20 protein-coding genes and 1 pseudogene are annotated in these 21903 nt (G+C 63.4%); 13 read left to right on the plus strand and 8 right to left on the minus strand.

Annotation, left to right across the window (positions count from 1 at the left end; translation table 11 throughout):
• Window positions 1–47: 47 nt before the first annotated feature.
• Together MRBLMS1_RS20470 and MRBLMS1_RS20475 are read right to left on the minus strand one after the other, a co-directional pair.
• Window positions 48–674 (minus strand): lytic transglycosylase domain-containing protein, encoded by a 627-nt coding sequence (locus MRBLMS1_RS20470; RefSeq protein WP_485881482.1) that lies wholly within the window; start codon window positions 672–674, stop codon window positions 48–50.
• Window positions 671–2410, minus strand: coding sequence for a proline--tRNA ligase (locus tag MRBLMS1_RS20475; RefSeq protein WP_485881484.1), 1740 nt, complete (start codon window positions 2408–2410; stop codon window positions 671–673). The genes MRBLMS1_RS20470 and MRBLMS1_RS20475 overlap by 4 nt, the downstream gene beginning before the upstream one ends.
• Before the next feature lie 204 nt (window positions 2411–2614).
• On the opposite strand from MRBLMS1_RS20475, the gene MRBLMS1_RS20480 reads away from it, so the two are divergent.
• Window positions 2615–3247, plus strand: a complete 633-nt coding sequence (locus MRBLMS1_RS20480; protein WP_139090741.1) for an RNA pyrophosphohydrolase — start codon at window positions 2615–2617, stop codon at window positions 3245–3247.
• Window positions 3248–3345: 98 nt separating this feature from the next.
• Here the strand turns inward: MRBLMS1_RS20480 and mqo are convergent, their stop codons facing one another.
• On the minus strand, window positions 3346–4944 hold the full coding sequence (mqo, locus tag MRBLMS1_RS20485) for a malate dehydrogenase (quinone) (RefSeq protein WP_485881486.1): 1599 nt from the start codon (window positions 4942–4944) through the stop codon (window positions 3346–3348).
• A 441-nt stretch (window positions 4945–5385) separates the two neighbouring features.
• Here mqo and MRBLMS1_RS20490 point away from each other — a divergent pair, with 441 nt between their 5' ends.
• Genes MRBLMS1_RS20490 through MRBLMS1_RS20505 form a run of 4 tightly spaced genes read left to right on the plus strand, consistent with a single transcriptional unit; the run spans window position 5386 to window position 7820 of the window.
• On the plus strand, window positions 5386–5808 hold the full coding sequence (locus tag MRBLMS1_RS20490) for a DUF1841 family protein (protein ID WP_070218599.1): 423 nt from the start codon (window positions 5386–5388) through the stop codon (window positions 5806–5808).
• Between the two features lie 46 nt (window positions 5809–5854).
• On the plus strand, window positions 5855–6973 hold the full coding sequence (locus tag MRBLMS1_RS20495) for a saccharopine dehydrogenase family protein (RefSeq protein ID WP_485881488.1): 1119 nt from the start codon (window positions 5855–5857) through the stop codon (window positions 6971–6973).
• On the plus strand, window positions 6970–7440 hold the full coding sequence (locus tag MRBLMS1_RS20500) for a DUF2269 family protein (RefSeq protein WP_485881490.1): 471 nt from the start codon (window positions 6970–6972) through the stop codon (window positions 7438–7440). Before MRBLMS1_RS20495 ends, MRBLMS1_RS20500 begins: the two co-directional genes overlap by 4 nt.
• The gene (locus tag MRBLMS1_RS20505) at window positions 7437–7820 is read left to right on the plus strand and encodes a DoxX-like family protein (RefSeq protein WP_052140001.1); all 384 of its coding nucleotides are present in this window, start codon (window positions 7437–7439) and stop codon (window positions 7818–7820) included. Before MRBLMS1_RS20500 ends, MRBLMS1_RS20505 begins: the two co-directional genes overlap by 4 nt.
• A gap of 48 nt (window positions 7821–7868) precedes the next feature.
• Here the strand turns inward: MRBLMS1_RS20505 and MRBLMS1_RS20510 are convergent, their stop codons facing one another.
• The 3 genes from MRBLMS1_RS20510 to nirK are packed head-to-tail and all read right to left on the minus strand — an operon-like array spanning window position 7869 to window position 12342.
• Entirely contained in the window at window positions 7869–10142 is a 2274-nt protein-coding gene (locus MRBLMS1_RS20510; protein ID WP_485881492.1) for a nitric-oxide reductase large subunit, read from the minus strand.
• A 14-nt stretch (window positions 10143–10156) separates the two neighbouring features.
• Entirely contained in the window at window positions 10157–10834 is a 678-nt protein-coding gene (gene ytfE, locus MRBLMS1_RS20515; RefSeq protein WP_485881494.1) for an iron-sulfur cluster repair protein YtfE, read from the minus strand.
• A gap of 26 nt (window positions 10835–10860) precedes the next feature.
• The gene (gene nirK, locus MRBLMS1_RS20520; protein ID WP_485881496.1) at window positions 10861–12342 is read right to left on the minus strand and encodes a copper-containing nitrite reductase; all 1482 of its coding nucleotides are present in this window, start codon (window positions 12340–12342) and stop codon (window positions 10861–10863) included.
• Between the two features lie 150 nt (window positions 12343–12492).
• Here nirK and norR point away from each other — a divergent pair, with 150 nt between their 5' ends.
• The gene (norR, locus tag MRBLMS1_RS20525; protein ID WP_485881498.1) at window positions 12493–14049 is read left to right on the plus strand and encodes a nitric oxide reductase transcriptional regulator NorR; all 1557 of its coding nucleotides are present in this window, start codon (window positions 12493–12495) and stop codon (window positions 14047–14049) included.
• A 14-nt stretch (window positions 14050–14063) separates the two neighbouring features.
• Here norR and MRBLMS1_RS20530 read toward each other — a convergent pair whose 3' ends face one another.
• Window positions 14064–14405 (minus strand): c-type cytochrome, encoded by a 342-nt coding sequence (locus MRBLMS1_RS20530; RefSeq protein WP_139090736.1) that lies wholly within the window; start codon window positions 14403–14405, stop codon window positions 14064–14066.
• 11 nt (window positions 14406–14416) lie between these two features.
• Window positions 14417–14746: a c-type cytochrome gene (locus MRBLMS1_RS20535; protein WP_034746524.1), complete on the minus strand. Its 330-nt coding sequence runs from the start codon at window positions 14744–14746 to the stop codon at window positions 14417–14419.
• Between the two features lie 233 nt (window positions 14747–14979).
• Here MRBLMS1_RS20535 and MRBLMS1_RS20540 point away from each other — a divergent pair, with 233 nt between their 5' ends.
• The 7 genes and pseudogenes from MRBLMS1_RS20540 (at window position 14980) to MRBLMS1_RS20570 (ending at window position 21825) form a co-directional block, all read left to right on the plus strand.
• On the plus strand, window positions 14980–15849 hold the full coding sequence (locus MRBLMS1_RS20540) for an AAA family ATPase (RefSeq protein WP_034746522.1): 870 nt from the start codon (window positions 14980–14982) through the stop codon (window positions 15847–15849).
• A 9-nt stretch (window positions 15850–15858) separates the two neighbouring features.
• Entirely contained in the window at window positions 15859–16497 is a 639-nt protein-coding gene (locus MRBLMS1_RS20545; RefSeq protein WP_034746520.1) for a GNAT family N-acetyltransferase, read from the plus strand.
• Entirely contained in the window at window positions 16491–17660 is a 1170-nt protein-coding gene (locus tag MRBLMS1_RS20550; RefSeq protein WP_128141899.1) for a vWA domain-containing protein, read from the plus strand. Before MRBLMS1_RS20545 ends, MRBLMS1_RS20550 begins: the two co-directional genes overlap by 7 nt.
• 312 nt (window positions 17661–17972) lie before the next feature.
• Window positions 17973–19160 (plus strand): cation:proton antiporter, encoded by a 1188-nt coding sequence (locus tag MRBLMS1_RS20555; protein WP_046684256.1) that lies wholly within the window; start codon window positions 17973–17975, stop codon window positions 19158–19160.
• Window positions 19161–20291 (plus strand): YbdK family carboxylate-amine ligase, encoded by a 1131-nt coding sequence (locus MRBLMS1_RS20560; protein WP_034746510.1) that lies wholly within the window; start codon window positions 19161–19163, stop codon window positions 20289–20291. It abuts the gene before it with no gap.
• Window positions 20292–20508: 217 nt separating this feature from the next.
• Window positions 20509–20991, plus strand: a pseudogene (locus MRBLMS1_RS20565) (sigma-70 family RNA polymerase sigma factor); the annotation flags it as partial.
• A 189-nt stretch (window positions 20992–21180) separates the two neighbouring features.
• Entirely contained in the window at window positions 21181–21825 is a 645-nt protein-coding gene (locus MRBLMS1_RS20570) for a FecR domain-containing protein (RefSeq protein ID WP_485881880.1), read from the plus strand.
• The last annotated feature ends 78 nt before the right edge of the window (window positions 21826–21903 follow it).

Genomic DNA, 21903 nt, shown 5'->3' on the forward strand with positions numbered 1-21903 from the left:
AACCCGGCAAATACCGGGGTCGGACCCGCAGGGTCCGACCCAACCCATCACCCGGCCGGCTTGAATTCCCATTGTTTCCAAGCCGCCCGCACCGCATTCGGATACTCGGCCCGTCCCCGGCTGCCGTTATACCGCCCCAGCGCCAGGTATAGATCGCCCTTTTCCATGTCCAGGTACATGCGCAGGATCGCGCAGCCGTAGCGCAGATTCGTCTGCATGTGAAACAGCTTGCTGCGGTCATGGTCGCCGATGACGCCCGTCCAGAATGGCATCACCTGCATGTAGCCGCGCGCGCCGGCCAGCGAGACGGCGTACTTGCGGTAGGCCGACTCCACCTGTATCAGGCCCAGCACGAGGGCCGGCTCGAGGCCCGCGCGGCGCGATTCATACCATACGGTTTCCAGGAATTCCGTGCGCAGCTGGGCGTCCGGCAGCTTGCGCTGCAGGCGCGACGACATCTGCGCCAGCCATTGCTGGTAGCGCTGCAAGTCGGCGGGCGTGGCAAATTTGGGTTGCGGCGGGCGTTCGTCGCGGATCGCATGCGACAGGGCCAGGCGGACGGAGTCGGCCAGCGCCTCCTCCTTCTGGTTGCCGGCCTGCGCCGGAGAGACGCAGGCCAGGCAGGCGGCCAGCGCGAGCGCGCCAGCCGTCTTGCTTACTGATAGACGCTTCACTGCGCCATTTTGCCCTGGATGAAGGCGACGATCTCGTCCGGCGCCACGCCGGTCGCTTCCGCGTCGCGGCGGCCCTGGTATTCCAGCTTGCCTTCTTTCAGGCCGCGCTCGCCGATGACGATGCGGTGCGGCACGCCGATCAGCTCCCAGTCGGCGAACATGGCGCCTGGACGCAAGCCGCGGTCGTCGACGATAACGTCCACGCCAGCGCCTTGCAGGGCCGCGTACAGCTTCTCCGTCTCTTCCTTGACCAGTTCGCTGCGGTCCATGCCCATCGGGCACAGCACAACCTCGAACGGTGCGATCGATGCGGGCCAGATGATGCCCTTGTCGTCGAAGTTCTGTTCGATGGCGGCGCCCAGGATGCGCGTCACGCCGATGCCGTAGCAGCCCATCTGCAGCGGCGCAGGTTTGCCGTTTTCATCGAGGAAAGTGGCTTTCATGCTTTCCGAGTACGCCGTACCCAGCTGGAACACGTGGCCCACTTCGATGCCGCGCTCGATCGCCAGTGCGCCCTGGCCGTCCGGCGAAGCGTCGCCGGCGACGACATTGCGCAAATCGGCCACGATGGCTGGCTCGGCCACGTCGCGGCCCCAGTTGGCGCCCGTGTAGTGGAAACCGGCGTCATTCGCGCCGCAAACGAAGTCGCTCATGTGGGCAACCGTGCGGTCCGCCACCACGGTGACGGGGGCCTTGGTGCCGATCGGACCCAGGTAGCCAGGAATCGTGCCGTAGACTTCCAGGATTTCCGCTTCCGTCGAGAAACGGTGACCGGCCAGGCCGGCAACCTTGCCCACCTTGATTTCGTTCAATTCATGGTCGCCGCGCAGCAGCAGCATGAAATGCTGTTTCGTGACTTTCTCGTCCTTGCCCGTCGTTTCCACCGTCAGGGCGATGGTTTTCACGGTGCGCGACAGCTCGATACCGAGCAGGGTAGCCACGGTTTCGCACTTGACGGTATCCGGCGTGGCCGTTTTCGTCAGTGCCTGGGCGGCAGCCGGGCGCTCGCCCGCTGGCGGCAGCGCTTCGGCCGCTTCCATGTTGGCCGCGTAGTCGGACGTCGGGCAGTACACGAGCGCGTCTTCACCCGTGTGGGCGATGACGTGGAATTCATGCGAACCGGAACCGCCGATGGCGCCGTTGTCGGCGGCCACGGCGCGGAATTTCAGGCCGAAACGCGTGAAGATGCGCGTGTAGGCGTCAAACATGACCTTGTACGACGCTTGCATGCCGGCCAGGTCGCGGTCGAACGAGTAGGCGTCCTTCATCGTGAATTCGCGGCCGCGCATCAGGCCGAAGCGTGGGCGGCGCTCGTCGCGGAACTTGGTCTGGATATGATAAAAATTCAACGGCAACTGGCGGTAGGACTTGATTTCCGTGCGCACGACGTCCGTGATGACTTCTTCCGACGTCGGCTGGATCGCGTATTCGCGGCCGTGGCGGTCTTTCACGCGCATCAGTTCGTCGCCCATCTTGGTCCAGCGGCCCGTCTCTTGCCACAGTTCGGCCGGCTGCACGAGCGGCATCAGCAGTTCGATGGCGGCGGCTTTGTTCATCTCGTCACGGATGATGGCTTCCACCTTGCGGATCACGCGCAAGCCCATCGGCATGTAGGTATAGATGCCGGAACCGAGGCGTTTGATCATGCCTGCACGCATCATCAATTGGTGGCTGACGATTTCCGCGTCAGAAGGTGCATCTTTAAGTGTGGAAATAAAAAAACGGGAGGCGCGCATAACGGTGAATTCTTTTTAAAAAGAGAGGGTTATAATCAACCTAATTTTAAAGGATTAGCTGGCTGATGCGTCCATACTTTACACAAATGCGCTCAATTGGTGCGATTCCGGCGCTTTTCGCACCCCGAAAAGGTCACCGGCTTGCGAAGTTGTGGGTAATTATGTAAAAAAGGACGCACTGTCGCAGAAAGTTTGAGGTGCATTATGCTCGACCGTGAAGGGTTTCGGCCCAACGTCGGCATCATCCTGCTAAACGCCCAGAACGAGGTGTGGTGGGGCAAGCGGGTGCGCGAGCACTCATGGCAGTTTCCGCAAGGCGGTATCAAATATGGCGAAACACCGGAACAAGCCATGTTTCGCGAACTTGAAGAGGAAATCGGACTCAGACAGGAACACGTCAAAATTGTCGGCCGCACCCGCGACTGGCTGCGCTATGAAGTGCCAGACCACTTCATCAAGCGCGAGATTCGCGGCCATTACCGTGGCCAGAAGCAGATTTGGTTTCTGCTGAGAATGTGCGCGCGCGATAACGACGTCAATCTGCGCTTGACCGACCATCCCGAGTTCGACGCCTGGCGCTGGCATGAATACTGGGTCCCGCTCGATGTCGTCATTGAATTTAAACGCGATGTGTACCAGCGCGCCTTGCAGGAGCTGTCCCGCTTCCTGACCTGGCCCGTGCATGGCAACGCACAGCAAGCGCACCGCCACACGTCGCGCTACCTGCGCCAGCCCCATGCGCCACGGGCACCGGACGGTACGGCTGTGGCCAAGCCTTGCGACGGCATTGCCGCCGAAGGGTGTACGCCGGAGTTGATTCTGCCGGGCAAGGAGTAGTCCGCCGCAATGAACGCACTCTCCCACGCAAAAGGGGCAGCCTGAACAGGCTGCCCCTTTTTTCATGCCGACAGGAACACCCTGCCGGGCAGGCTGACTTAGTTTGCTGCCGCAGCTGGCGCAGCGGCGGGAACATCCAGGGTGATGGCTTTGAGGCCCAGGATATTGCTGCTGTAGTGGCGGATCTTATTGGCCAGGGCCGGGTCGTTGTTCAGCTTTTGGCCGTACGACGGCACCATTTCCACCATCTTCGCTTGCCATTCCGGCGTGGCCAGGCGGCTCTTGAATGCCGTTTGCAGCACCTTGATCATGATCGGCGGCGCGGTCGAAGCGCCTGGCGATGCGCCCAGCAGGGCGACGATGCTGCCATCGGCGGCGCCGACGACTTCGGTGCCGAACTGCAGCAAGCCGCCTTTGACAGGGTCATCCTTGACGATCTGCACGCGCTGACCCGCGTTTTGCAAGGTCCAGTCTTCCATCTTGGCGTTCGGCAGGTATTCGCGCAGGGTATTCAAACGGTCTTCCGGCGAGTTCATGACCTGTTCCACCAGGTATTTAGTCAGCGGAATATTGTCGTAGCCGGCTTGCAGCATCGGTTTTACATTGCCCGTGCCGATCGAGGCAGGCAAGTCGATCCACGAACCGTTTTTCAGGAACTTGGTCGAGAAGGTGGCAAACGGGCCAAACAGCAGGGCTTTCTTGCCATCGATGATGCGCGTGTCCAGATGCGGCACGGACATCGGCGGCGAACCAACGGATGCCTTGCCGTAGACCTTGGCCGCATGCGCCGCCACCAGTTCCGGATTGGTCGTCACCAGCCATTGGCCGCCGACCGGCACGCCGCCGTAGCCCTTGGCTTCAGGAATGCCCGATTTTTCCAGCAGCGGCAGCGAACCGCCGCCGGCGCCGATGAAGACGAACTTGGCGCGCATGGTCTTTTCCTTGCCAGCGGCCAGGTCTTTCACCGTCACGTTCCACACGCCATCGGCGCCGCGCTGGATGTCTTCCACCTGGTGGCGCAGGTGCAGGACCATGCCGTGGCTGTCCGTCAGGTATTTCACGAGACCGCGCGTGAGGTTGCCGAAATTGACGTCGGTACCGATTTCCATGCGCGTCGCGGCCACTTTCTGGCTCTTGTCACGGCCTTGCATGACGAGCGGTGCCCACTGCTCGATCTGCGCCTGGTCTTCCGAGAACAGCATGCCCTTGAACAGGTTTTCCTTTTGCAGCGCGGCATAGCGCTTCTTCAAGAAGGCAATATTGTCGTCGCCCCAGACAAAGGCCATGTGCGGCACGTTGTTGATGAAGGTTTGCGGCGCGCCCAGGTGCTTGTTGGCCACCTGATAGGCCCAGAATTGCTTGGAAATTTCGAATTGCTCGTTGATGGCAACGGCTTTCTTGGTCTCGATGCTGCCATCGGCCGCTTCCGGCGTGTAGTTCAGTTCGGCAAACGCCGAGTGGCCCGTGCCCGCGTTGTTCATCGCGTCCGAGCTTTCGGCGGCCACGGAATCGAGGCGCTCGACCATTTCCATCGTCAGCGACGGATCGAGTTCCTTGAGCATGCTGCCCAGGGTGGCGCTCATGGTGCCAGCGCCGATCAGCAGCACGTCGACCGGTTTTTCGGACGAGGCCGGAGGGGTCTTGTTACATGCCGCCAGGATCAGGCACGACATCAAAAGTAATAGCGATTTACGCATACGTAACTCCGTTTATGAATACTGAAGGATGATTCTTGCGCGCCACCGTGACGGCACCATCGCTGCATGGAATGCAAACAGCCCGCCAGCCGGAACGCCAGGGCGGCCGGACAGGTCAAGTCGATGGTGATAGGCATGCTGCCGCGCTCCGGGATAAACCAGGAGCAAGATCTGGTGGCAAAGGTGCGGGCAATGGAAGCACGGAATGACAACAAAATCGTCATCGTGTCCAGAGCAAATATCAAGAGCGGCGATTTTATCACCGTTATTTGGCGCCACCGGGCCGTGGCGGTAGTGGATAATACTTACTGCAGGGTATTAAATTTCGGTGACTATCGGGTCATGAAAGCGGGCGCCAGACGGCAAAAAGGGCATCCTCGATGCCCTTCGTTGACGTACGCGGTACAATGCCGGCTGCCCTTTAGCCATAGCCATTCAGCCATGTTCAACCCCTCTTCCGACGACGTGCGCCGCTTCTTTTGCGACACCTTGCGCAAGCACCGCGCCCATGAAATCCTCACGCCGATGGAAGCCATCGCGCTCGACTGGATACTCGAACACCCCGAGTATGAAAACGAGCTCTCCGACGTCGAAGCGGCGCTGGCGCGCGACTACTCCGTCGAAGGGGGCCAGGCCAACCCCTTCCTGCACCTGTCCATGCATCTGTCGATCACGGAGCAGGTGCAGGTGGACCAGCCGCGCGGCATCCGCCCGGCCGTCCAGCAGCTGACCCAGCGCCTCGATTCGGCCCATGCCGCCCAGCACGAAGTGATGGAATGCCTGGGCCAGATGATCTGGGCTTCGCAGCGCTCGGGCTTGCCGCCGGATACGGACGCGTATATCGACTGCGTGCGGCGCCGCTGATCAGGTAGTATCATGTTGCCAAGAAACTCAGCCACTGAAGGATATCTTGGCCCATCACACCATTCTCGTACTCGGCGGTTACGGTTTTTTCGGCACGCGCATTTGCCAGGCGCTAGCCGGCAATCAGAATATCAATCTGCTGGTGACCGGGCGCGACGCCGCCAGGGCCCGGGCACTGGCGGCGCAATTGGGCTTGCCGCCGCGGCAAGCACTGGCGCTCGATGCCGATGCACCTGATCTGGCGCGGCGCCTGGCCGAACTGGGCGTCGATACACTGATCCATACCGCCGGCCCGTTCCAGGGCCAGGATTACCGCGTCGCCCGTGCGGTGATCGAGGCCGGCGCCAACTATATCGACCTGGCCGACGGCCGCGATTTTGTCGCCGGCATCGCCAGCCTCGACGACCTGGCGCGCCAGCGCGGCGTGTTCGTCACCAGCGGCGCCAGCTCGCTGCCAGCGCTGTCCTCGGCCGTAGTGGACCGCTACCTGCCGCGCTTTCGCCAGCTCACATCGATCCGCCACGGCATCGCCTCCGGCGCCCGCGCGCCGGGCATCGCCACCATGGCCGGCATCTTCTCGTACTGTGGCAAACCGTTCCAGCGCCTGGTTGCCGGCAGCCAGCAGACCACGCACGGCTGGCTCGACCTGAAGCGCCACCGCTTTGCCGCGCCAGTGGGACGGCGCTTGCTGGGCAGCTGCGACGTGCCCGACCTGGCGCTGTTCCCGCAACGCTATCCGGGCCTCGAGACCGTCACTTTTCACGCCGGTTTTGCCGGTGCGCCCGGCCATATGTTCGTCTGGGCCGCCGCGCAACTGGTGCGCCTGGGCCTGTTGCGCAGCCTGCTGCCACTGGTCAGGCCATTGCACGCCATCAGCCAATTGGTGGAACCGGTGGTCAGCGACAAAGGCGCGATGTTCGTGACGCTGGAAGGCACGGGACTCGATGGCCTGCCGCTGACGCTGACCTGGCAATTGCTGGCGGCGCAAAACCACGGCCCGCATATCCCGTGCGGCGCGTCGATCGCGCTGGCGAACCGGTTGGCCAGCGCCAGCACCGGTGGCGTGCCGCTACCGCGCGGCGCAATGCCCTGCGTCGGCCTGCTCACGGTGGAAAATTACCTGGCCGCGCTGCAAGGCCATGACGTGACCGAGGTACCGGCATGAGCTGGTACCTGTTCGTCAAATGGCTGCATATCCTCAGCGCCACCATCCTGTTTGGCACCGGCATCGGCATCGCTTTCTTCAAGTGGGTCAACGACCGGGGTGGCGAGGTGCGTACGATCCGCCTGTCGGCCGAAAAGACCGTGCTGGCCGACTGGCTGTTCACCACGCCGGCCGTCATTGTCCAGCCGCTGTCCGGACTGGCCCTGGCGCACCTGGCCGGCTATCCGATCCTGTCCGGCTGGGTCCTCGCCTCGATGCTGCTGTATGCGGTGGCCGGCGCCTGCTGGCTACCCGTGGTATGGCTGCAGATCCGCATGCGCAGCCTGGCCCGCCTGGCTGACGACACGGGCACACCGCTGCCGCGCCTTTACTGGTTCTATGCGCGCTGCTGGTTCTGGCTTGGCGTGCCCGCATTTGCCGCACTCATGCTGGTCTACTGGCTGATGGTTGCCAAGCCCGCGCCATGACGCCAGCCAAGCTGCAAGGGCTGTACTGGGCCATGCGCCTCGGCATGGCCTTTATCTGGCTATGGACGGCGTTTGTGTCCTGGTATCTGTATCCGCATGCCGAATCGCTCGCATGGCTGCGCCGCAGCGGCATCACACTGCATACGGAACACGTGTTTGCCGCCTCCTGCCTGGCCGACCTGGCCATGGGCATCGCCTCGCTGTTCCATGCCAGGCCGTTGCTATGGTGGACGCAGTGCGCGCTGGTGGCCGGCTATACACTGGTGATCGCCGTCTTCCTGCCGGAATTCCTGATACACCCTTTCGGGCCGCTGACGAAAAATATCCCGCTGGTCGCCGGCCTCGTCTTCCTGGCTCTATATGAAAAAAGCCGTGGCTAGCACGGCTTCGGGAGATCGATCAACAACACTCGGCGGTGCAGCAACCGATCAGGCTGGCCGTACCGCCTGTGGCAGCGCGGGTGCCTTCGCCTTGTCCATCAATCCCAGCACCACCTGCAGCGCCATGGCGATGGCGCCGCCGATGAAGACCACGTCGCCGAAGGTGCGTATCCAGCGCAGGTTTTGCAGCAGCGGCTGCTGCATGAATGCCTCGCTGCGCGCATACCACAGGCCTTCCGTCACGCTGGCGTGGAACTGGATGATGCCTATCGGCAGCAAGCTGGTAAAGATCATCAGCACCAGGCCCACATTCAAGCCCCAGAACGCCGTCTTCATCAAGGCAGGGCTGAAGCGGTAGTCGGGACGCAGATAGCGCAGCACCAGCAAGGTAAAGCCCAGCGCCAGGAAACCGTACACGCCGAACAGCGCCGCATGCGCATGCACGGGGGTCGTGTTAAGGCCCTGGATGTAGTACAGGGCGACGGGCGGATTGATCATGAAGCCCAGCACGCCAGCGCCCAGCATGTTCCAGAAGGCGACGGCGACAAAGCACATCAGCGGCCAGCGCAGGTTTTCCATCCATGGCGCGCGCTCCTTCAGACGCCAGTTTTCCCACGCTTCATGTCCCAGCACGATCAGCGGCACCACTTCCAGCGCACTGAAGCTCGCGCCGATGGCCATCACGGGCGTGGTGGTGCCGGCGAAGTACAGGTGGTGGAAAGTACCGGGTATCCCGCCCAGCATGAACAGCGAGGCAGAGGCCAGGCTGGCCGCCGTGGCCATGCGCACCGACACCAGGCCCAGGGTCGAGAAGATGAAGGCCAGCGCCGTCGTGGCGAAGACTTCAAAGAAACCTTCCACCCACAGGTGCACCACCCACCAGCGCCAGTATTCCATCACCGACAAGTGCGTGCGCTCGCCGTAGAACAGGCCGGCGCCGTAGAACAGGCCGATGGCGCCGACGGATGCGGTCAACAGCGCCAGCAGGTTCTTGTCGCCGCCCGGCTTGCGCAGGGCCGGCACGACGCCGCGCAGCATCAAGACGAGCCACAGCAGGATGCCGATGTATTTACCGATCTGCCACAAGCGTCCCAGGTCCACATATTCATAACCCTGGTGGCCGAGCCAGAAATTCCACTCGGGCGGCATCACTTGCGCGATGGCCAGGTAGTTGCCGATGAAGGAGCCGACAACGACCGCGACGAGGGCCCAGAACAGCACGTCGACACCGAGGCGCTGCCACTTGGGGTCCTTGCCGCCATTGATCAGGGGCGCGAGGAACAGGCCGGCGGCCAGGAAGCCCGTGGCGATCCAGAACAGCGCGGCCTGGATATGCCAGGTGCGCGTAAGCGCATACGGGAACCAGCGCGACACGTCGATGCCGTAGAACTGCTGCCCTTCCACCGTGTAGTGCGCCGTGAAGCCGCCGATGAAGACCTGGAAGATGAACAGCGCCACCACGAGGAACAGGTATTTTCCCAGTCCCCGCTGCGAAGGCGTCAGCGCGAACGTGGTGAGCGGGTCGCGCGGACCGGCCGCCGGCAGCGCCTCGTCATGGTCGCGCAAGAAGGCCCAGCCCCAGACGAGGAAGCCCACGCCGGCCAGCAGCACCACCACGCTGGCGACCGACCAGACGAGGTTTTCGCCGCTGGGCTGGTTGTCGATCAGCGGTTCATGCGGCCAGTTGTTCGTATAGGTCACTTTCTGGCCAGGACGCTCGGTGGCGGCGGCCCATGCCGTCCAGAAGAAGAACTGCGTCATCTGCGCGCGCCGCTCGGCGCTGGGCAAAGTGTTTTCCTTCATGGCGAAGTGTTCGCGGCTTTTTTGCAGCGCCGGCGCGTCGGAGAACAGCTGGTCGTAATAGTGCGCCGTGTTGGCGATCGCTTGCACGCGGCGCGGCGACAGGCGCAGCACTTGCGCATCATCGGTGCGGTTGCCGCGGTATTCGAGCTTGAGCGCTTCGCGCAGCGCCGCCTGCGCGGGGCCGTCGAGCGCCGCGTACGCCTTGCCATGCTGCTCTTGCGCGGCCAGTTCCAGCCAGGCCGTCAGTTCGCGGTGCAGCCAGTCGGCCGTCCAGTCGGGCGCCTGGTAGGCGCCGTGGCCCCAGATGGAGCCGAGCTGCATGCCGCCGACCGATTGCCAGGCCGTCTGGCCATCGAGGATGCCCTCGCGGTCGAACAGTTGCCGGCCATCCTGCGCTAGCACCTGCGCGGGGATGGGCGGCGCCTGCCGGTACACTTCGGCGCCGTAGTAGCCGAGCAGCGAAAACGTCACGATCAGCACACCGATCAGGGTGAACCAGAGTTTTTTGTAGGGACCCATGGGTCTTTCCTTTGTCAGTGCACCACGGCCGGCGCAAAGCGCTCGAACAGGATATTGTTTTCAGTATGGATGTGCGCCATCAGGTCTTCGCGGAAGGTGCGCAAGCCCGTGTACAGCGCGCGCCAGGTGGTGCAGGCGCCGGCCGGCGCGGTGATGTCGTTCGTCATTTCCTCCATCGCGCGCAAGGCCACGCCATGGTCGTCGTGCTCCATGCGCATCACGTTGATGGGCGCGCCGGCCCGGGGGCCCTGGCCGCGCACGATCATGGGGAACAGCACGTCTTCTTCCTTGCGCATATGGCTTTCCAGTTCCTGCGCCATGGCCGACAGGTGTTCCGCCAGCCCGTGCGGACAGTCGGCGCGGTCGCCATGCACCTGCTCGACCTTGCGCGCCAGGCGTATCAGCTCGGGCAGCTGCTCGCGGTGCACGGCGTGGTAGCGCGCCAGGATGTGTTCCACCAGCTCGGTGGCCGAAGCTTCCTGCCAGTCACGCTCGCCGCTGGCGTCAGTCCGTCCGGCCAGCGCTTGCAGTTCCTTGACGATGGGCGCCGTGTCCACGCCGGCCGCTTCGGCCGCCGCGCGCAGGGTCTTGTTGCCGCCGCAGCAGAAATCCAGGCGGTGGGCATCGAACAGGCGCGTGGCGCCGGGGATGCGGCGGGCCAGCTGGCCCAGGGATTGGTCGATCATTTCCATAATGGTTCCTTGAGGATGAATGGGGTTTATTGACGGGCGCCGGCGTGGTAGACGCCGGGCACGGGTTCGCCAGTCACTTCCAGCACGCCCACGGCGCCCTTGCCGGCGCGCGACAGCGCATGGTCGACCAGCAGATAGCTGCCAGGATGCTGTACCTTGAGTTCGACGATGGTCGCGCCGCCCGGTGCCACAAGCGTCGTTTGCACGTCGTGTTTCGGGCTGCTGATCGAGCCTTCGCTGTACACCTTGTCGAAGATCTCGCCGATGATGTGGAATGATGAAATCTTGTTCGGGCCGCCGACACCGAAGTAGATGCGCACGGTCTCGCCGACTTTCGCCTGCAGTTTGTGCGTCTTGCTCAGGGCGCCCACTTCGCCGTTGAAGACGTAGTAGTCGGGCAGCTCATTGGCCATTTTTTCCAGGTTCGGTTCCTGATGCACGGGCGCGCCGTGCGGACGGCCCGTGTACATCTCGCCCTGCATGACGTAGTACTCGCGGTCGACTTTTGACAGGCCGCCTTCCGGTTCGACCAGGATCATGCCGTACATGCCGGCCGCGATATGCTGCGGCACCAGCGGCGTGGCGCAGTGGTACACATACAGGCCCGGATTGAGCGCCTTGAAAGTGACGGTTTTTTCCTGCCCCGGCGCCACCTGCGTGTGCTGTCCGCCGCCATGGCCGCCCGTCACGGCGTGCAGGTCGATCGAGTGGATCATCTTGCTGTCCTTGGCGTTGAACAGGGTCAGCTCCACCGTGTCGCCCACCTTCGCGCGCAGCATCGGGCCGGGCACTTGCCGGTTGAAGGTCCAGTAGGTAAAACTGGTGCCGTCATCGAGCTTGCCCGGCAGTTCTACCGTCTCCATCCGGTATTTCAGGGTTTGCGGCGCGCGCGCGCCGATGGCGTTCGGCACGGAGGCGGGATTGGCCGCCACGCTGACGGCCGAGGGATCGGGGCCGCGCATCGGCGACGGCGCGGGCGTGTACAGGGCCAGCGCGGCGGCCTGGCTCGATTCGCTGGCAGCGCTGCCGGCGCCAGCGGCCTTCGGTGTTCCGGCTTCGGCCAGCGAGGTGCCGGTCACTTCCAGCTTGCCTTCCATGCCGATCTGGCGGTGGCCGGGGATCGAGCAGTAATAGGTGAACGTGCCGGCGCGCGTGACCTTGAAGCGCACGGTGGTGCTGCCGCTGTTGGCGCTGAACTTGGCCGAGGCCACATTCAGTTCCGGGATCAGCAGATCGTGCTCGGCGCCTTCGCCGCTTTTCAGCACGAGTTCCACCGTGTCGCCTACCTTGGCCGCCAGCACGGGGTTGACCTGGCCCTTGGCGTCGATGAACACCATCTTGCCGTCGACGATATTGGTTTGCAGTTCATAGCGCTTGACTGCGGCGGTAGCGGGTTTGGCGGTGGCGGCGGCGCCGGCCGGCAGGCTGGCCTGAGCTTGCACGGACAGGGGCATGGCCAGTACGCAGACAGCGGCGGCAATGGCGCGGAGGGAGGGAGTCGTTTTCATCAAGCTTTCCTTGGTCTTGTATGCCGGTTCGGCACTCTTACCTAGGCAATCCGTGTGCCAGGAAAAACTTGTTTTAAATCAACGATTTGAAAAATGCAGGGTCGATATGACCCTGTTCAAGCATGGTCCGTTGTACCCTGCATGGTACTTATGACCACCACTGCCATCCACCTGCTGTTACTCACCGACCTGGTCGCCGACCTGCCCGTGGCCGTGCGCCTGCAGCGCCTCGTCGGCAGCCTGCGCGCCCACTTCGGCTGCGAGGCCGTGGCCTTGCTCAAGCTCGACGGCGAGCACTTGCGCCCCGTGGCGATGGCCGGCCTGGCCAACGACGCGCTGGGACGCCGCTTCGCCGTCGCCGACCATCCGCGCCTGGCCGCCATCCTGCAGCGGCGCGGCGTGCTGTGCTTCCATCACGACAGCTCGCTGCCCGATCCCTACGATGGCCTGATCGCCGAGCGGGCCGGCGAGCCGCTGCCCGTGCACGACTGCATGGGCATGGCGCTGGACCTGGAAGGCGAACGCTGGGGCGTGATCACGCTCGACGCGCTGCAGGTGGGCACCTTCGATACGCAGGCGCAGCGCGACCTGGGCGAACTGGCCTGCGCCATCGAGGCGGCCGTGCGCGTGACGCGCCTGGAAACGGAAATCCGCGCCCTGCGCCTGTCGGGCGGGGCCATGCTGGCCGATGCCCAAGCGCCGCGCGAGGAACACGATTTCGTGGGCCAGAGCAGCGCCATCACGCACTTGCTGCACGAATTGCAGGTGGTGGCCGATTCCGAACTGCCCGTGCTGCTGCTGGGCGAGACGGGCGTGGGCAAGGAATTGTGCGCGCACCGCCTGCACCGGCTGTCGCGCCGCGCGGGCAAGCCTTTGATCCACGTCAATTGCGCGGCCTTGCCCGAGTCCCTGGCCGAAAGCGAATTGTTCGGCCACGTGCGCGGTGCGTTTTCCGGCGCCGTCAGCGACCGGCCCGGGCGTTTCGAGGCGGCCGAAGGGGGCACCCTGTTTCTCGATGAAGTGGGCGAACTGCCATTGTCGATACAGGCCAAGCTGCTGCGCACCTTGCAAAATGGGGAAATCCAGCGCCTGGGCGCGGACCGGCCGCGCCGGGTCAACGTGCGCGTGATCGCCGCCACCAACCGAAGCTTGCGCGAACATGTGCGCGACGGCTCGTTCCGCGCCGATCTGTATCATCGTTTATCCGTGTATCCCGTGCCGATTCCGCCGCTGCGCGAGCGGGGCAATGACGTGCTGCTGCTGGCCGGGGGATTCCTGGAACTGAACCGCGCGCGCCTGGGCCTGCGCAGCCTGCGCCTGTCCGCCGCGGCGGAAAACGCCTTGTGCCACTACCGCTGGCCGGGCAATGTGCGCGAACTGGAACATGTGATCAGCCGGGCCGCGCTGAAAGCCGTGATACGCGGCGCGGACCGCAAGGACATCGTGACCCTGGAAACGGATATGCTCGATCTCGATGCGCTGGAAGCGCCGGCCGGCACGGAAGCGCTGCCGCTGGCGCCAGCCGCATGCGGCACGCCGGCGGCGCCGCTGCTATCGATGCATCAGATCGTGGAAGCGAGCCAGCGCCAGGCCATCCGGCAAGCGCTGGTGCTGCATCAGGATAACTGGGCCGCTGCGGCGCGGCAGCTGGGACTCGACGCCAGCAATCTGCATAAACTTGCTCGCCGGGTGGGGCTGAAAGCCTGAGCCGGCGTTACCGCTCAGCGATGAGTGACCAGGCTGCTCGGCAAGCTGTGCAGGTAAGCGGCCAGGTCCTTGATGTCCTGGTTGCTCAGCGGTTTCACCTGGCCCGTCATGATGGCGTTGTTGCGGCCGTTGGCCTTGTCGCCCCGTTTATACGCGATCAGCGCATGTTCCAGGTAATCCTTGTGCTGGCCCGCCAGTTTGGGGTACGACGGGTCGATGGGCGAACTGTAATCCTTGCCGTGGCAGGTGGCGCAGCTGTATTTTTCGGCCAAGGCCTTGCCCGTGTTGATATTGCCGGCGGCGCTGGCGGAAAACGAAATGGTGGCGCAAACGAGGGCGGCGAGTAGTTTTTTCATCAGGCTGGTCCTCAGTTCGTCTTGGCTTGTTGCGCATAATACGCGGCGACATCGGCGATATCCTGGTCCGACAGGCTGCTGGCGATGCCCTTCATGCTGGGGTGCTTGCGGTCGCCCTTCTTGTAGGCTTGCAGCGCATTCTCGATATATTTTGCCGGCTGGCCGCCGATCATCGGCACCTGGAATACTTCAGGGAAGGTTGCCTTGTAACCGGGGATGCCGTGGCAGCCGATACACATTTCCACCTTGGCAGGGGCTGCCTTGGCGTTTCCTACAATGTCAGCCGCTGTGACGGCATTTGCTATGCCGGCAAGCACGAGAAGTGCAAATATTTTTTTCATAGTGGCAATGTGAACAAAGGTAATCGGAGAAACGCCAGAGCTGGTTTTTTTTGATTTTATGTGTTGACAATTAAGGTTGCCAATTAATCTGCTGCTTGCCGATTCTAGCCAAGATATTCTTGCAAGTCCACCTATAAAACCCGCATTGTAGGCATGCGGGCACAGGCCGTCCGCGTGACGCTGGGCCACAGTTCTGTTTATACTCACCATTTCCCCACTTTGGCAGACCGCTCATGCAAGCACAGCACACCCAGCAAGGCCAACGCTTCGAAGGTTCCGACAGCTATGTCGCCACCGCCGACCTGAAACTGGCCGTGAATGCGGCGCTGACCCTGCAACGCCCACTGCTGATCAAGGGCGAACCGGGCACGGGCAAGACCATGCTGGCCGAGGAAGTGGCCGCCGCGCTGAACATGCCGCTGATGCAATGGCATATCAAATCGACCACCAAGGCGCAGCAGGGCCTGTACGAATATGACGCCGTCTCGCGCCTGCGCGATTCGCAGCTGGGCGACGAGCGCGTGCGCGACATCCAGAACTACATCGTCAAGGGCGTGCTGTGGCAAGCGTTCACGGCGCCCGAACCGGTGGTGCTGCTGATCGACGAGATCGACAAGGCCGACATCGAATTCCCGAACGACCTGCTGCGCGAACTGGACCGCATGGAATTCTATGTGTATGAAACGCGCGAAATGGTCACGGCGCGCCACCGCCCGCTCGTCATCATCACCTCGAACAACGAGAAGGAATTGCCGGACGCCTTTTTGCGCCGCTGCTTCTTCCACTACATCAAATTCCCGGACAAGGACACGATGGAGCAGATCGTCGCCGTCCACTACCCGCACCTGAAACAGGAATTGCTGGCGCAGGCGCTGCAAACCTTCTATGAAGTGCGCGACGTGCCGGGACTGAAGAAAAAACCGTCGACGTCGGAATTCCTCGACTGGCTGAAACTCCTGCTGGCCGAGGACATCCCGGCGGAAGCCTTGCGCAGCAAGGACAACAAGGCCGTCGTGCCGCCGCTGCACGGCGCGCTGCTGAAAAACGAGCAGGACGTGCACCTGTTCGAGCGCCTGATGTTCATGTCGCGCACCAACCGCTAAGGAGCGACGGTGAACGACATCAGCCCCGACAAGGTCTTCGTCCCCCTGGAACTGCACGGCATCCGCCTCGAAGCGCTGGCGCCGCACCATGCGGCCGGCCTGCGCGCGGCGGCCATGGATGGCGAACTGTGGAATCTGCGCGTCACCTCCGTGCCCGAACCGGACCAGGTGGACCAGTACATTTTCAAAGGCATCGAGATGCGCCCCACGCGCTTCGCCTTTGCCGTCGTCGACGCGGCCAGCGGCGAGGTGCTCGGCACCACCAGCTACCACGACGTGGTGCCGGCCATCGGGCGCCTGGAAATCGGCTACACCTGGTACGCGAAGCGCTGCCAGCGCAGCCACGTCAACACCACCTGCAAATTGCTGTTGCTGGCGCACGCCTTCGACACGCTCGGCTGCGCGCTGGTGGGCCTGCGCACCGATAATTTCAACCACGCCTCGCAGGCGGCCATCGAACGCCTGGGCGCGAAAAAGGATGGCGTGCTGCGCCACCATGCGCTGCGCCGCGACGGCACCGTGCGCGACACCGTCATGTACAGCATCACGCGCGGCGAGTGGCCCGAGATTGCCGCCCATTTGCGCTACAAGCTGGCGCAGCGCCCCATCGCCGCACTGCCGCGCGCGGGAGAGCGGTCGCCATGCTGATCGATTTCTTCTTCACGCTCAAGGACGCGAAGATTCCCGTCTCGATCAAGGAATTTCTGACCTTGCTCGAGGCGCTGCAAAAGAACGTCATCGGCGCCTCGATGGATGATTTTTACTATCTGTCGCGCCTGACCCTGGTCAAGGATGAAGCCCATTTCGACAAGTTCGACCGCGCGTTTGCCCAGTACTTCAAGGGCGTCAACGCGGCCTTCGACACGAACGCGGCGATTCCGCTCGACTGGCTGCTCAAGCGCATGCAGCGCGAGCTGTCCGAGGAGCAGAAGGCGCAGCTGGAGAAATTCGGCTACGACAAGCTGATGGACCGCCTGAACGAGCTGCTGAAGGAGCAGAAGGAGCGCCACGAAGGCGGCAGCAAGTGGATAGGCACGGGCGGCACGTCGCCGTTCGGCAATGGCGGCACGAACCCGGAAGGCATCCGCATCGGCGGCAAGGGCGGCAACCGCACGGCCGTGAAAGTGTGGGAAGCGCGCAGCTACAAGGATTACGACGGCGAGCGCGAACTGGGCACGCGCAACATCAAGGTGGCCTTGCGCCGCCTGCGCAAGTTCGCGCGCGAAGGCGCGGAAGACGAACTGGCGCTGGACGCCACCATCGCCGCCACGGCCAACAACGCGGGCTACCTCGACATCAGGATGCGGCCCGAGCGCAAGAACCGCATCAAGGTGCTGATGCTGCTCGACGTGGGCGGCAGCATGGATGACCATATCGAGCGCACCGAGGAACTGTTTTCGGCGGCGAAGACGGAATTCAAGAACATGGAGTTCTTTTACTTCCATAACTGCGTCTACGATTACCTGTGGAAGAACAACCGGCGCCGCAACGCCGAGCGTTTCCCCACTTGGGACGTGCTGCGCAAATACCCGCCCGACACCAAGCTGATCTTCGTCGGCGACGCCACCATGAGCCCCTATGAAATCCTGCAGCCGGGCGGCAGCGTCGAGTACAACAACGAGGAAGCGGGATCGACGTGGCTGGCGCGCTTTACCCAGGCGTTCCCGAAATTCATCTGGCTCAATCCCGAATCGGAGGGATTGTGGCAGTACCGCCAGTCGATCGGCGTGATGCGGCAGCTGATGAACAACCGCATGTTCCCCCTGTCGATCGACGGGCTGGAGCGGGGCATGCGTCTGCTCAGTAAATAAAAGCGCCTAACAAAAAGTCCATGGCGGCAGGGGGCCGCCATGCCGTACACTGCGACACGGCACTACCGTGCGGAGCATCTCCGCTGCGGGCGGGTACCATACGCTGATACCAGCCCTGCCCAACCTGCTGCATCCTGTGCGCGGCCGCCATGGCCGCGACACTGTTCGATTGCGCACATCGTGCGCGCCTTCTGCTCCGGTAGAATCGGCGCATCGCTCTGCGCAAACAATGCACCATCGCTGCACCACGACATTGCCGCGCCAGCCTCCGTGCTGCCGGCCGGTGCCAGCGCCATTTTCAAAGGAATGAGCATGCAAAGTCTGATCTCGATCGCCGCCGACCTGTCCTGGCCGTTCGCCATTACCCTGGCCTGGGTGGTGGGCGAATTCGGCCACCGCTGGACGGGCCTGCCGCGCATCAGTTTTTACGGCGTGATCGGATTCGTCCTCGCGCAGACGCAGGTGGGCATCCTGCCGCAGACGGACGCCGGCCCCATGCTGGTGCTGGCCGACGTGGCCTTCGGCCTGATCCTGTTCGAGGTGGGCTACCGCATCAACTTGCGCTGGCTGAAGAACAATCCGTGGATCGCCGTTACGGGCCTCGTCGAATCCCTGCTGACCTTTGCCGTCGTCTACTTCATCGGCATCGAATTCGGCAGCACTTCGATGACGGCGCTGCTGCTGGCGTCGCTGGCCATGTCCACCTCGCCGGCCACCATCATGCGCGTCATCAACGAGGAACGCAGTTCGGGCCAGGTCACGGAACGCATCGTCCACCTCACGGCCTTGAATTGCGTGCTGGCCGTCTTCACGTTCAACATCATCGTCGGCTTCTGGATGTTCCAGAGCTCCACCGACCTGATCGAGGCGAGCAGCAGCAGCGCCGCCGTGCTGGCCGCCTCGGTGGCCGCCGGCACCGTCTTCGGTATCGTCGTGCCGGCCATGCTGCGCCGCCTGGGCAACATGGCGCAGGACGCCACCGTGGCGTTCGCGCTGTCGGTGATGCTGCTCGTCGCCCTGACCTACACCACCAGCCTGTCGCCGCTGCTGGCCACGCTCACCTTCGGCCTGGTGGCGCGCCACCGCCGTGTCGCCTTCAGCCAGGCGCAGCGCAATTTCGGCGCCATGGGCGAGCTGCTGACGGTGCTGCTGTTCGTGTATGCCGCCTCGACCCTGGAATGGGCCAGCGTGACGGCCGGCGCGGGCTTGGCCCTGGCCGTCGTCGGCGGACGCTTGCTGACGAAGGTCGCCGGCGTGGCCGCGTTTTCGCACGTGAGCGGCATTTCCTGGCGCAAGGGCGTGCTGACGGGCGTGGCGCTGACGCCCGTTTCCGTCTTCATCATCCTGCTGCTCGAACACGCGCGCCAGCACGGCGTGAACTTCGGCGACGAATTGAACGCCCTGGCCGCCATCACCCTGGGCCTGGAACTGGTCGGCCCCGTGCTGGTGCAGCGCGTGCTGATGCTGGCCAAAGAAACCCATGAAATCAAGGAGCGCTAAATGCCGCTGGAACCCTTTGGCCAATCGGCCGCGCTGACCTTCGGCGTCGAACTCGAACTGCAACTGGTGAACCTGTCGGACTATGACTTGACGGCCGCCAGCCCCGACCTGCTGCATCTGCTGAATAAAAAACCGTTCCCCGGCAACGTCACGCCGGAAATCACCGAGAGCATGATCGAGATCAACTCGAGCGTGCACACGCATCACGGCCCCCTGCTGGCGCAGTTGCAGGAAATCCGCGACACCTTGATCACGGCCGGCGACAAGCTCAATATCGGCATCGCGGGCGGCGGCACGCACCCGTTCCAGCAATGGTCGTCGCAAAAGATCTTTTCCAAGCCCCGTTTCCAGGAGATTTCGGAGCTGTACGGCTACCTGGCCAAGCAGTTCACCATCTTCGGCCAGCACGTGCACATCGGCTGCGCCTCGGGCGACGACGCCATGTTTTTGCTGCATTCGCTGAACCGCTACATCCCCCACTTCATCGCCCTGTCGGCTTCCTCGCCCTACGTGCAGGGCCGCGACACCCTGTTCGATTCGGCCCGCCTGAACTCCGTGTTCGCGTTTCCCATGAGCGGGCGCGCGCCGTTCACCCTGAGCTGGGACCAGTTCTCCAACGAGTATTTCGCCAAGATGGAGAACACGGGCATCATCAAGAGCATGAAGGATTTTTACTGGGATATCCGTCCCAAGCCGGAATTCGGCACCATCGAACTGCGCGTGTGCGACACGCCGCTGACGGTGGAACGGGCCGCCGCGCTGGCCGCCTACCTGCAGGCCCTGTGCCGCTACCTGCTCGAACGCAAGGAGGTGCCGCCGGTCGAAGACGATTACCTCGTGTATAACTACAACCGCTTCCAGGCTTGCCGCTTCGGCCTCGATGGCGCCATCACGCATCCGAAAACCTACGAAACGATGTCGCTGCGCGAAGACATCATGACGACGCTGCGCAAGATGGAACCGCACGCCGAGGCGCTGGGCAGCACGCCGGCCCTGAAACACCTGTCGGACGTGGCCAAGCAATGGAGCGACGCGCAATACCTGCGCAAGCAGCACAGCTTGCAGGGCAGTGCCGAGGGCATGGTCGATTCGGCGATCAGATGCTTCCGTGGTGAACCGATGAACTACTAAGGACTAGCCCGTCCAACCCAACACCTGAACTTCCGGGGTCGGACCCTGCAGGGTCCGACCCCAGATCTTGCTTCTGGGGTTTAAACAACGCCAGCAACGCGCTAAAAAACCACACCCCACATTTACACCCTATCCCCCGCTTGCTACAATATTTGAGAATGATTCTTATTAACTAAATTGATCTGGCTGGCCCGGTCACGCTTGCAAGGGGAATGCGATGCCGCTGGCAAAGCCGTTACAACGCCAGGACATCGCGACACTGTATGCCGACCACCACGGCTGGCTGCAGGGCTGGCTGCGCAAGAAACTGGGCAGCACGGCGTGCGCGGCCGATGTGGCGCAGGACACCTTCATGCGCCTGCTCGACCGCGAAGACGCCGTCGCCGCGCGCGAGCCGCGCGCCTTTCTCGCCACCGTCGCCCAGCGCGTGCTGTTCAACCATTACCGCCGCCAGAAACTGGAACAGGCTTATCTCGACGTGCTGGCGCAGCTGCCGCCCCTGCATGCGCCGTCGCCCGAGGATCGGGCGCTGCTGCTGTCCACCGTGTTTGAACTCGACCGCATGCTCGACGGCTTGCCGCCTCCCGTGAAACGGGCTTTTTTGCTACGCCAGCTCGACGAACTGCCGCAGGAAGACATCGCGCGCCAGCTCGGCATCTCGCTGGCCACCGTGAAACGCCATCTGCAGCGCGCCGGCAGCGCCACGCAGGCGTGGCAACAGCTGCAAACGCAGCACGAACACCTGCCGTCCGCCGTGCACGCGACCCTGCTGCGCGCCTGCGTGCAAGCGAACGCGCCGCGCCGCCACGCCGTCAAGACGCTGGCACTGCTGCTGGCCTGCGGTGCCTCGCTGTATGCGTTCGAACGCCGCAGCCCATGGCGCGGCTGGATGGCCGACTACCGCACGGCCGTCAACCAGCGCCGCGTCGTGACCCTCGATGACGGCACGCAGCTCACGCTCAATACCAATAGCGCAGTCAATATCGCTTACGACGGCGCATGGCGCCGCATCGAACTGCTGGCCGGTGAAATCTTTATCGCCACCGGCAAGGATGCGGCGCAGCGCCCCTTCTTCGTCGACACGCCGCATGGCAGCCTGCAGGCGCTGGGCACGCGTTTCACCGTGCGCCTGCACGAGCAATACGCCAGCGCCGGCGTGCTCGAAGGGGCCGTCGCCGTGCTGGCCGATGATGGCGCGCAGCGCCTGGTGCTGCGTCCCGGCGAAGGCGCACATTTCGACGGCAAGGGCGTGCACCGCCAGGCCCTGGCGCCGTATGGCGGCGCGTGGCTCAATGGCATGCTGGTGGCGCGCGACATGCGCCTGGCCGATTTCCTCGCCGAGCTGTCGCGCTACAGCGACCATCCATTGAGCTGCGCGCCTGCCATCGCCGGCCTGCGCGTCTCCGGCTCCTACCCGCTGGCCGATGTCGATGCCATCCTCGACGCCATCGGCGCCAGCCTGCAGCTGCGGCGCCATACCGTCACGCGCTTCTGGGGCCATCAAGTCGTCAGGATAGAACTGGCGGCCCGCTGAAAAATATTTTCTGCAAAGTGAGCTGTTTCGCCGTGCTTGCGTGACCTGGAAGATAGGCAGTCTCCATCTTGCGCATCC

The sequence above is a fragment of the Massilia sp. LMS1-1-1.1 genome, from assembly GCF_040815535.1.
In the GTDB taxonomy this organism is placed as follows: domain Bacteria; phylum Pseudomonadota; class Gammaproteobacteria; order Burkholderiales; family Burkholderiaceae_D; genus Janthinobacterium; species Janthinobacterium aestuarii.

Coding starts and splice junctions, on each gene's coding strand:
- MRBLMS1_RS20475 (WP_485881484.1), bottom strand. CDS start 2,410: ATGCGCGCCTCCCGTTTTTTTATTTCCACACTTAAAGATGCACCTTCT.
- MRBLMS1_RS20480 (WP_139090741.1), top strand. CDS start 2,615: ATGCTCGACCGTGAAGGGTTTCGGCCCAACGTCGGCATCATCCTGCTA.
- mqo (WP_485881486.1), bottom strand. CDS start 4,944: ATGCGTAAATCGCTATTACTTTTGATGTCGTGCCTGATCCTGGCGGCA.
- MRBLMS1_RS20490 (WP_070218599.1), top strand. CDS start 5,386: ATGTTCAACCCCTCTTCCGACGACGTGCGCCGCTTCTTTTGCGACACC.
- MRBLMS1_RS20500 (WP_485881490.1), top strand. CDS start 6,970: ATGAGCTGGTACCTGTTCGTCAAATGGCTGCATATCCTCAGCGCCACC.
- MRBLMS1_RS20505 (WP_052140001.1), top strand. CDS start 7,437: ATGACGCCAGCCAAGCTGCAAGGGCTGTACTGGGCCATGCGCCTCGGC.
- MRBLMS1_RS20510 (WP_485881492.1), bottom strand. CDS start 10,142: ATGGGTCCCTACAAAAAACTCTGGTTCACCCTGATCGGTGTGCTGATC.
- ytfE (WP_485881494.1), bottom strand. CDS start 10,834: ATGGAAATGATCGACCAATCCCTGGGCCAGCTGGCCCGCCGCATCCCC.
- nirK (WP_485881496.1), bottom strand. CDS start 12,342: ATGAAAACGACTCCCTCCCTCCGCGCCATTGCCGCCGCTGTCTGCGTA.
- norR (WP_485881498.1), top strand. CDS start 12,493: ATGACCACCACTGCCATCCACCTGCTGTTACTCACCGACCTGGTCGCC.
- MRBLMS1_RS20530 (WP_139090736.1), bottom strand. CDS start 14,405: ATGAAAAAACTACTCGCCGCCCTCGTTTGCGCCACCATTTCGTTTTCC.
- MRBLMS1_RS20535 (WP_034746524.1), bottom strand. CDS start 14,746: ATGAAAAAAATATTTGCACTTCTCGTGCTTGCCGGCATAGCAAATGCC.
- MRBLMS1_RS20540 (WP_034746522.1), top strand. CDS start 14,980: ATGCAAGCACAGCACACCCAGCAAGGCCAACGCTTCGAAGGTTCCGAC.
- MRBLMS1_RS20550 (WP_128141899.1), top strand. CDS start 16,491: ATGCTGATCGATTTCTTCTTCACGCTCAAGGACGCGAAGATTCCCGTC.
- MRBLMS1_RS20555 (WP_046684256.1), top strand. CDS start 17,973: ATGCAAAGTCTGATCTCGATCGCCGCCGACCTGTCCTGGCCGTTCGCC.
- MRBLMS1_RS20560 (WP_034746510.1), top strand. CDS start 19,161: ATGCCGCTGGAACCCTTTGGCCAATCGGCCGCGCTGACCTTCGGCGTC.
- MRBLMS1_RS20570 (WP_485881880.1), top strand. CDS start 21,181: ATGGCCGACTACCGCACGGCCGTCAACCAGCGCCGCGTCGTGACCCTC.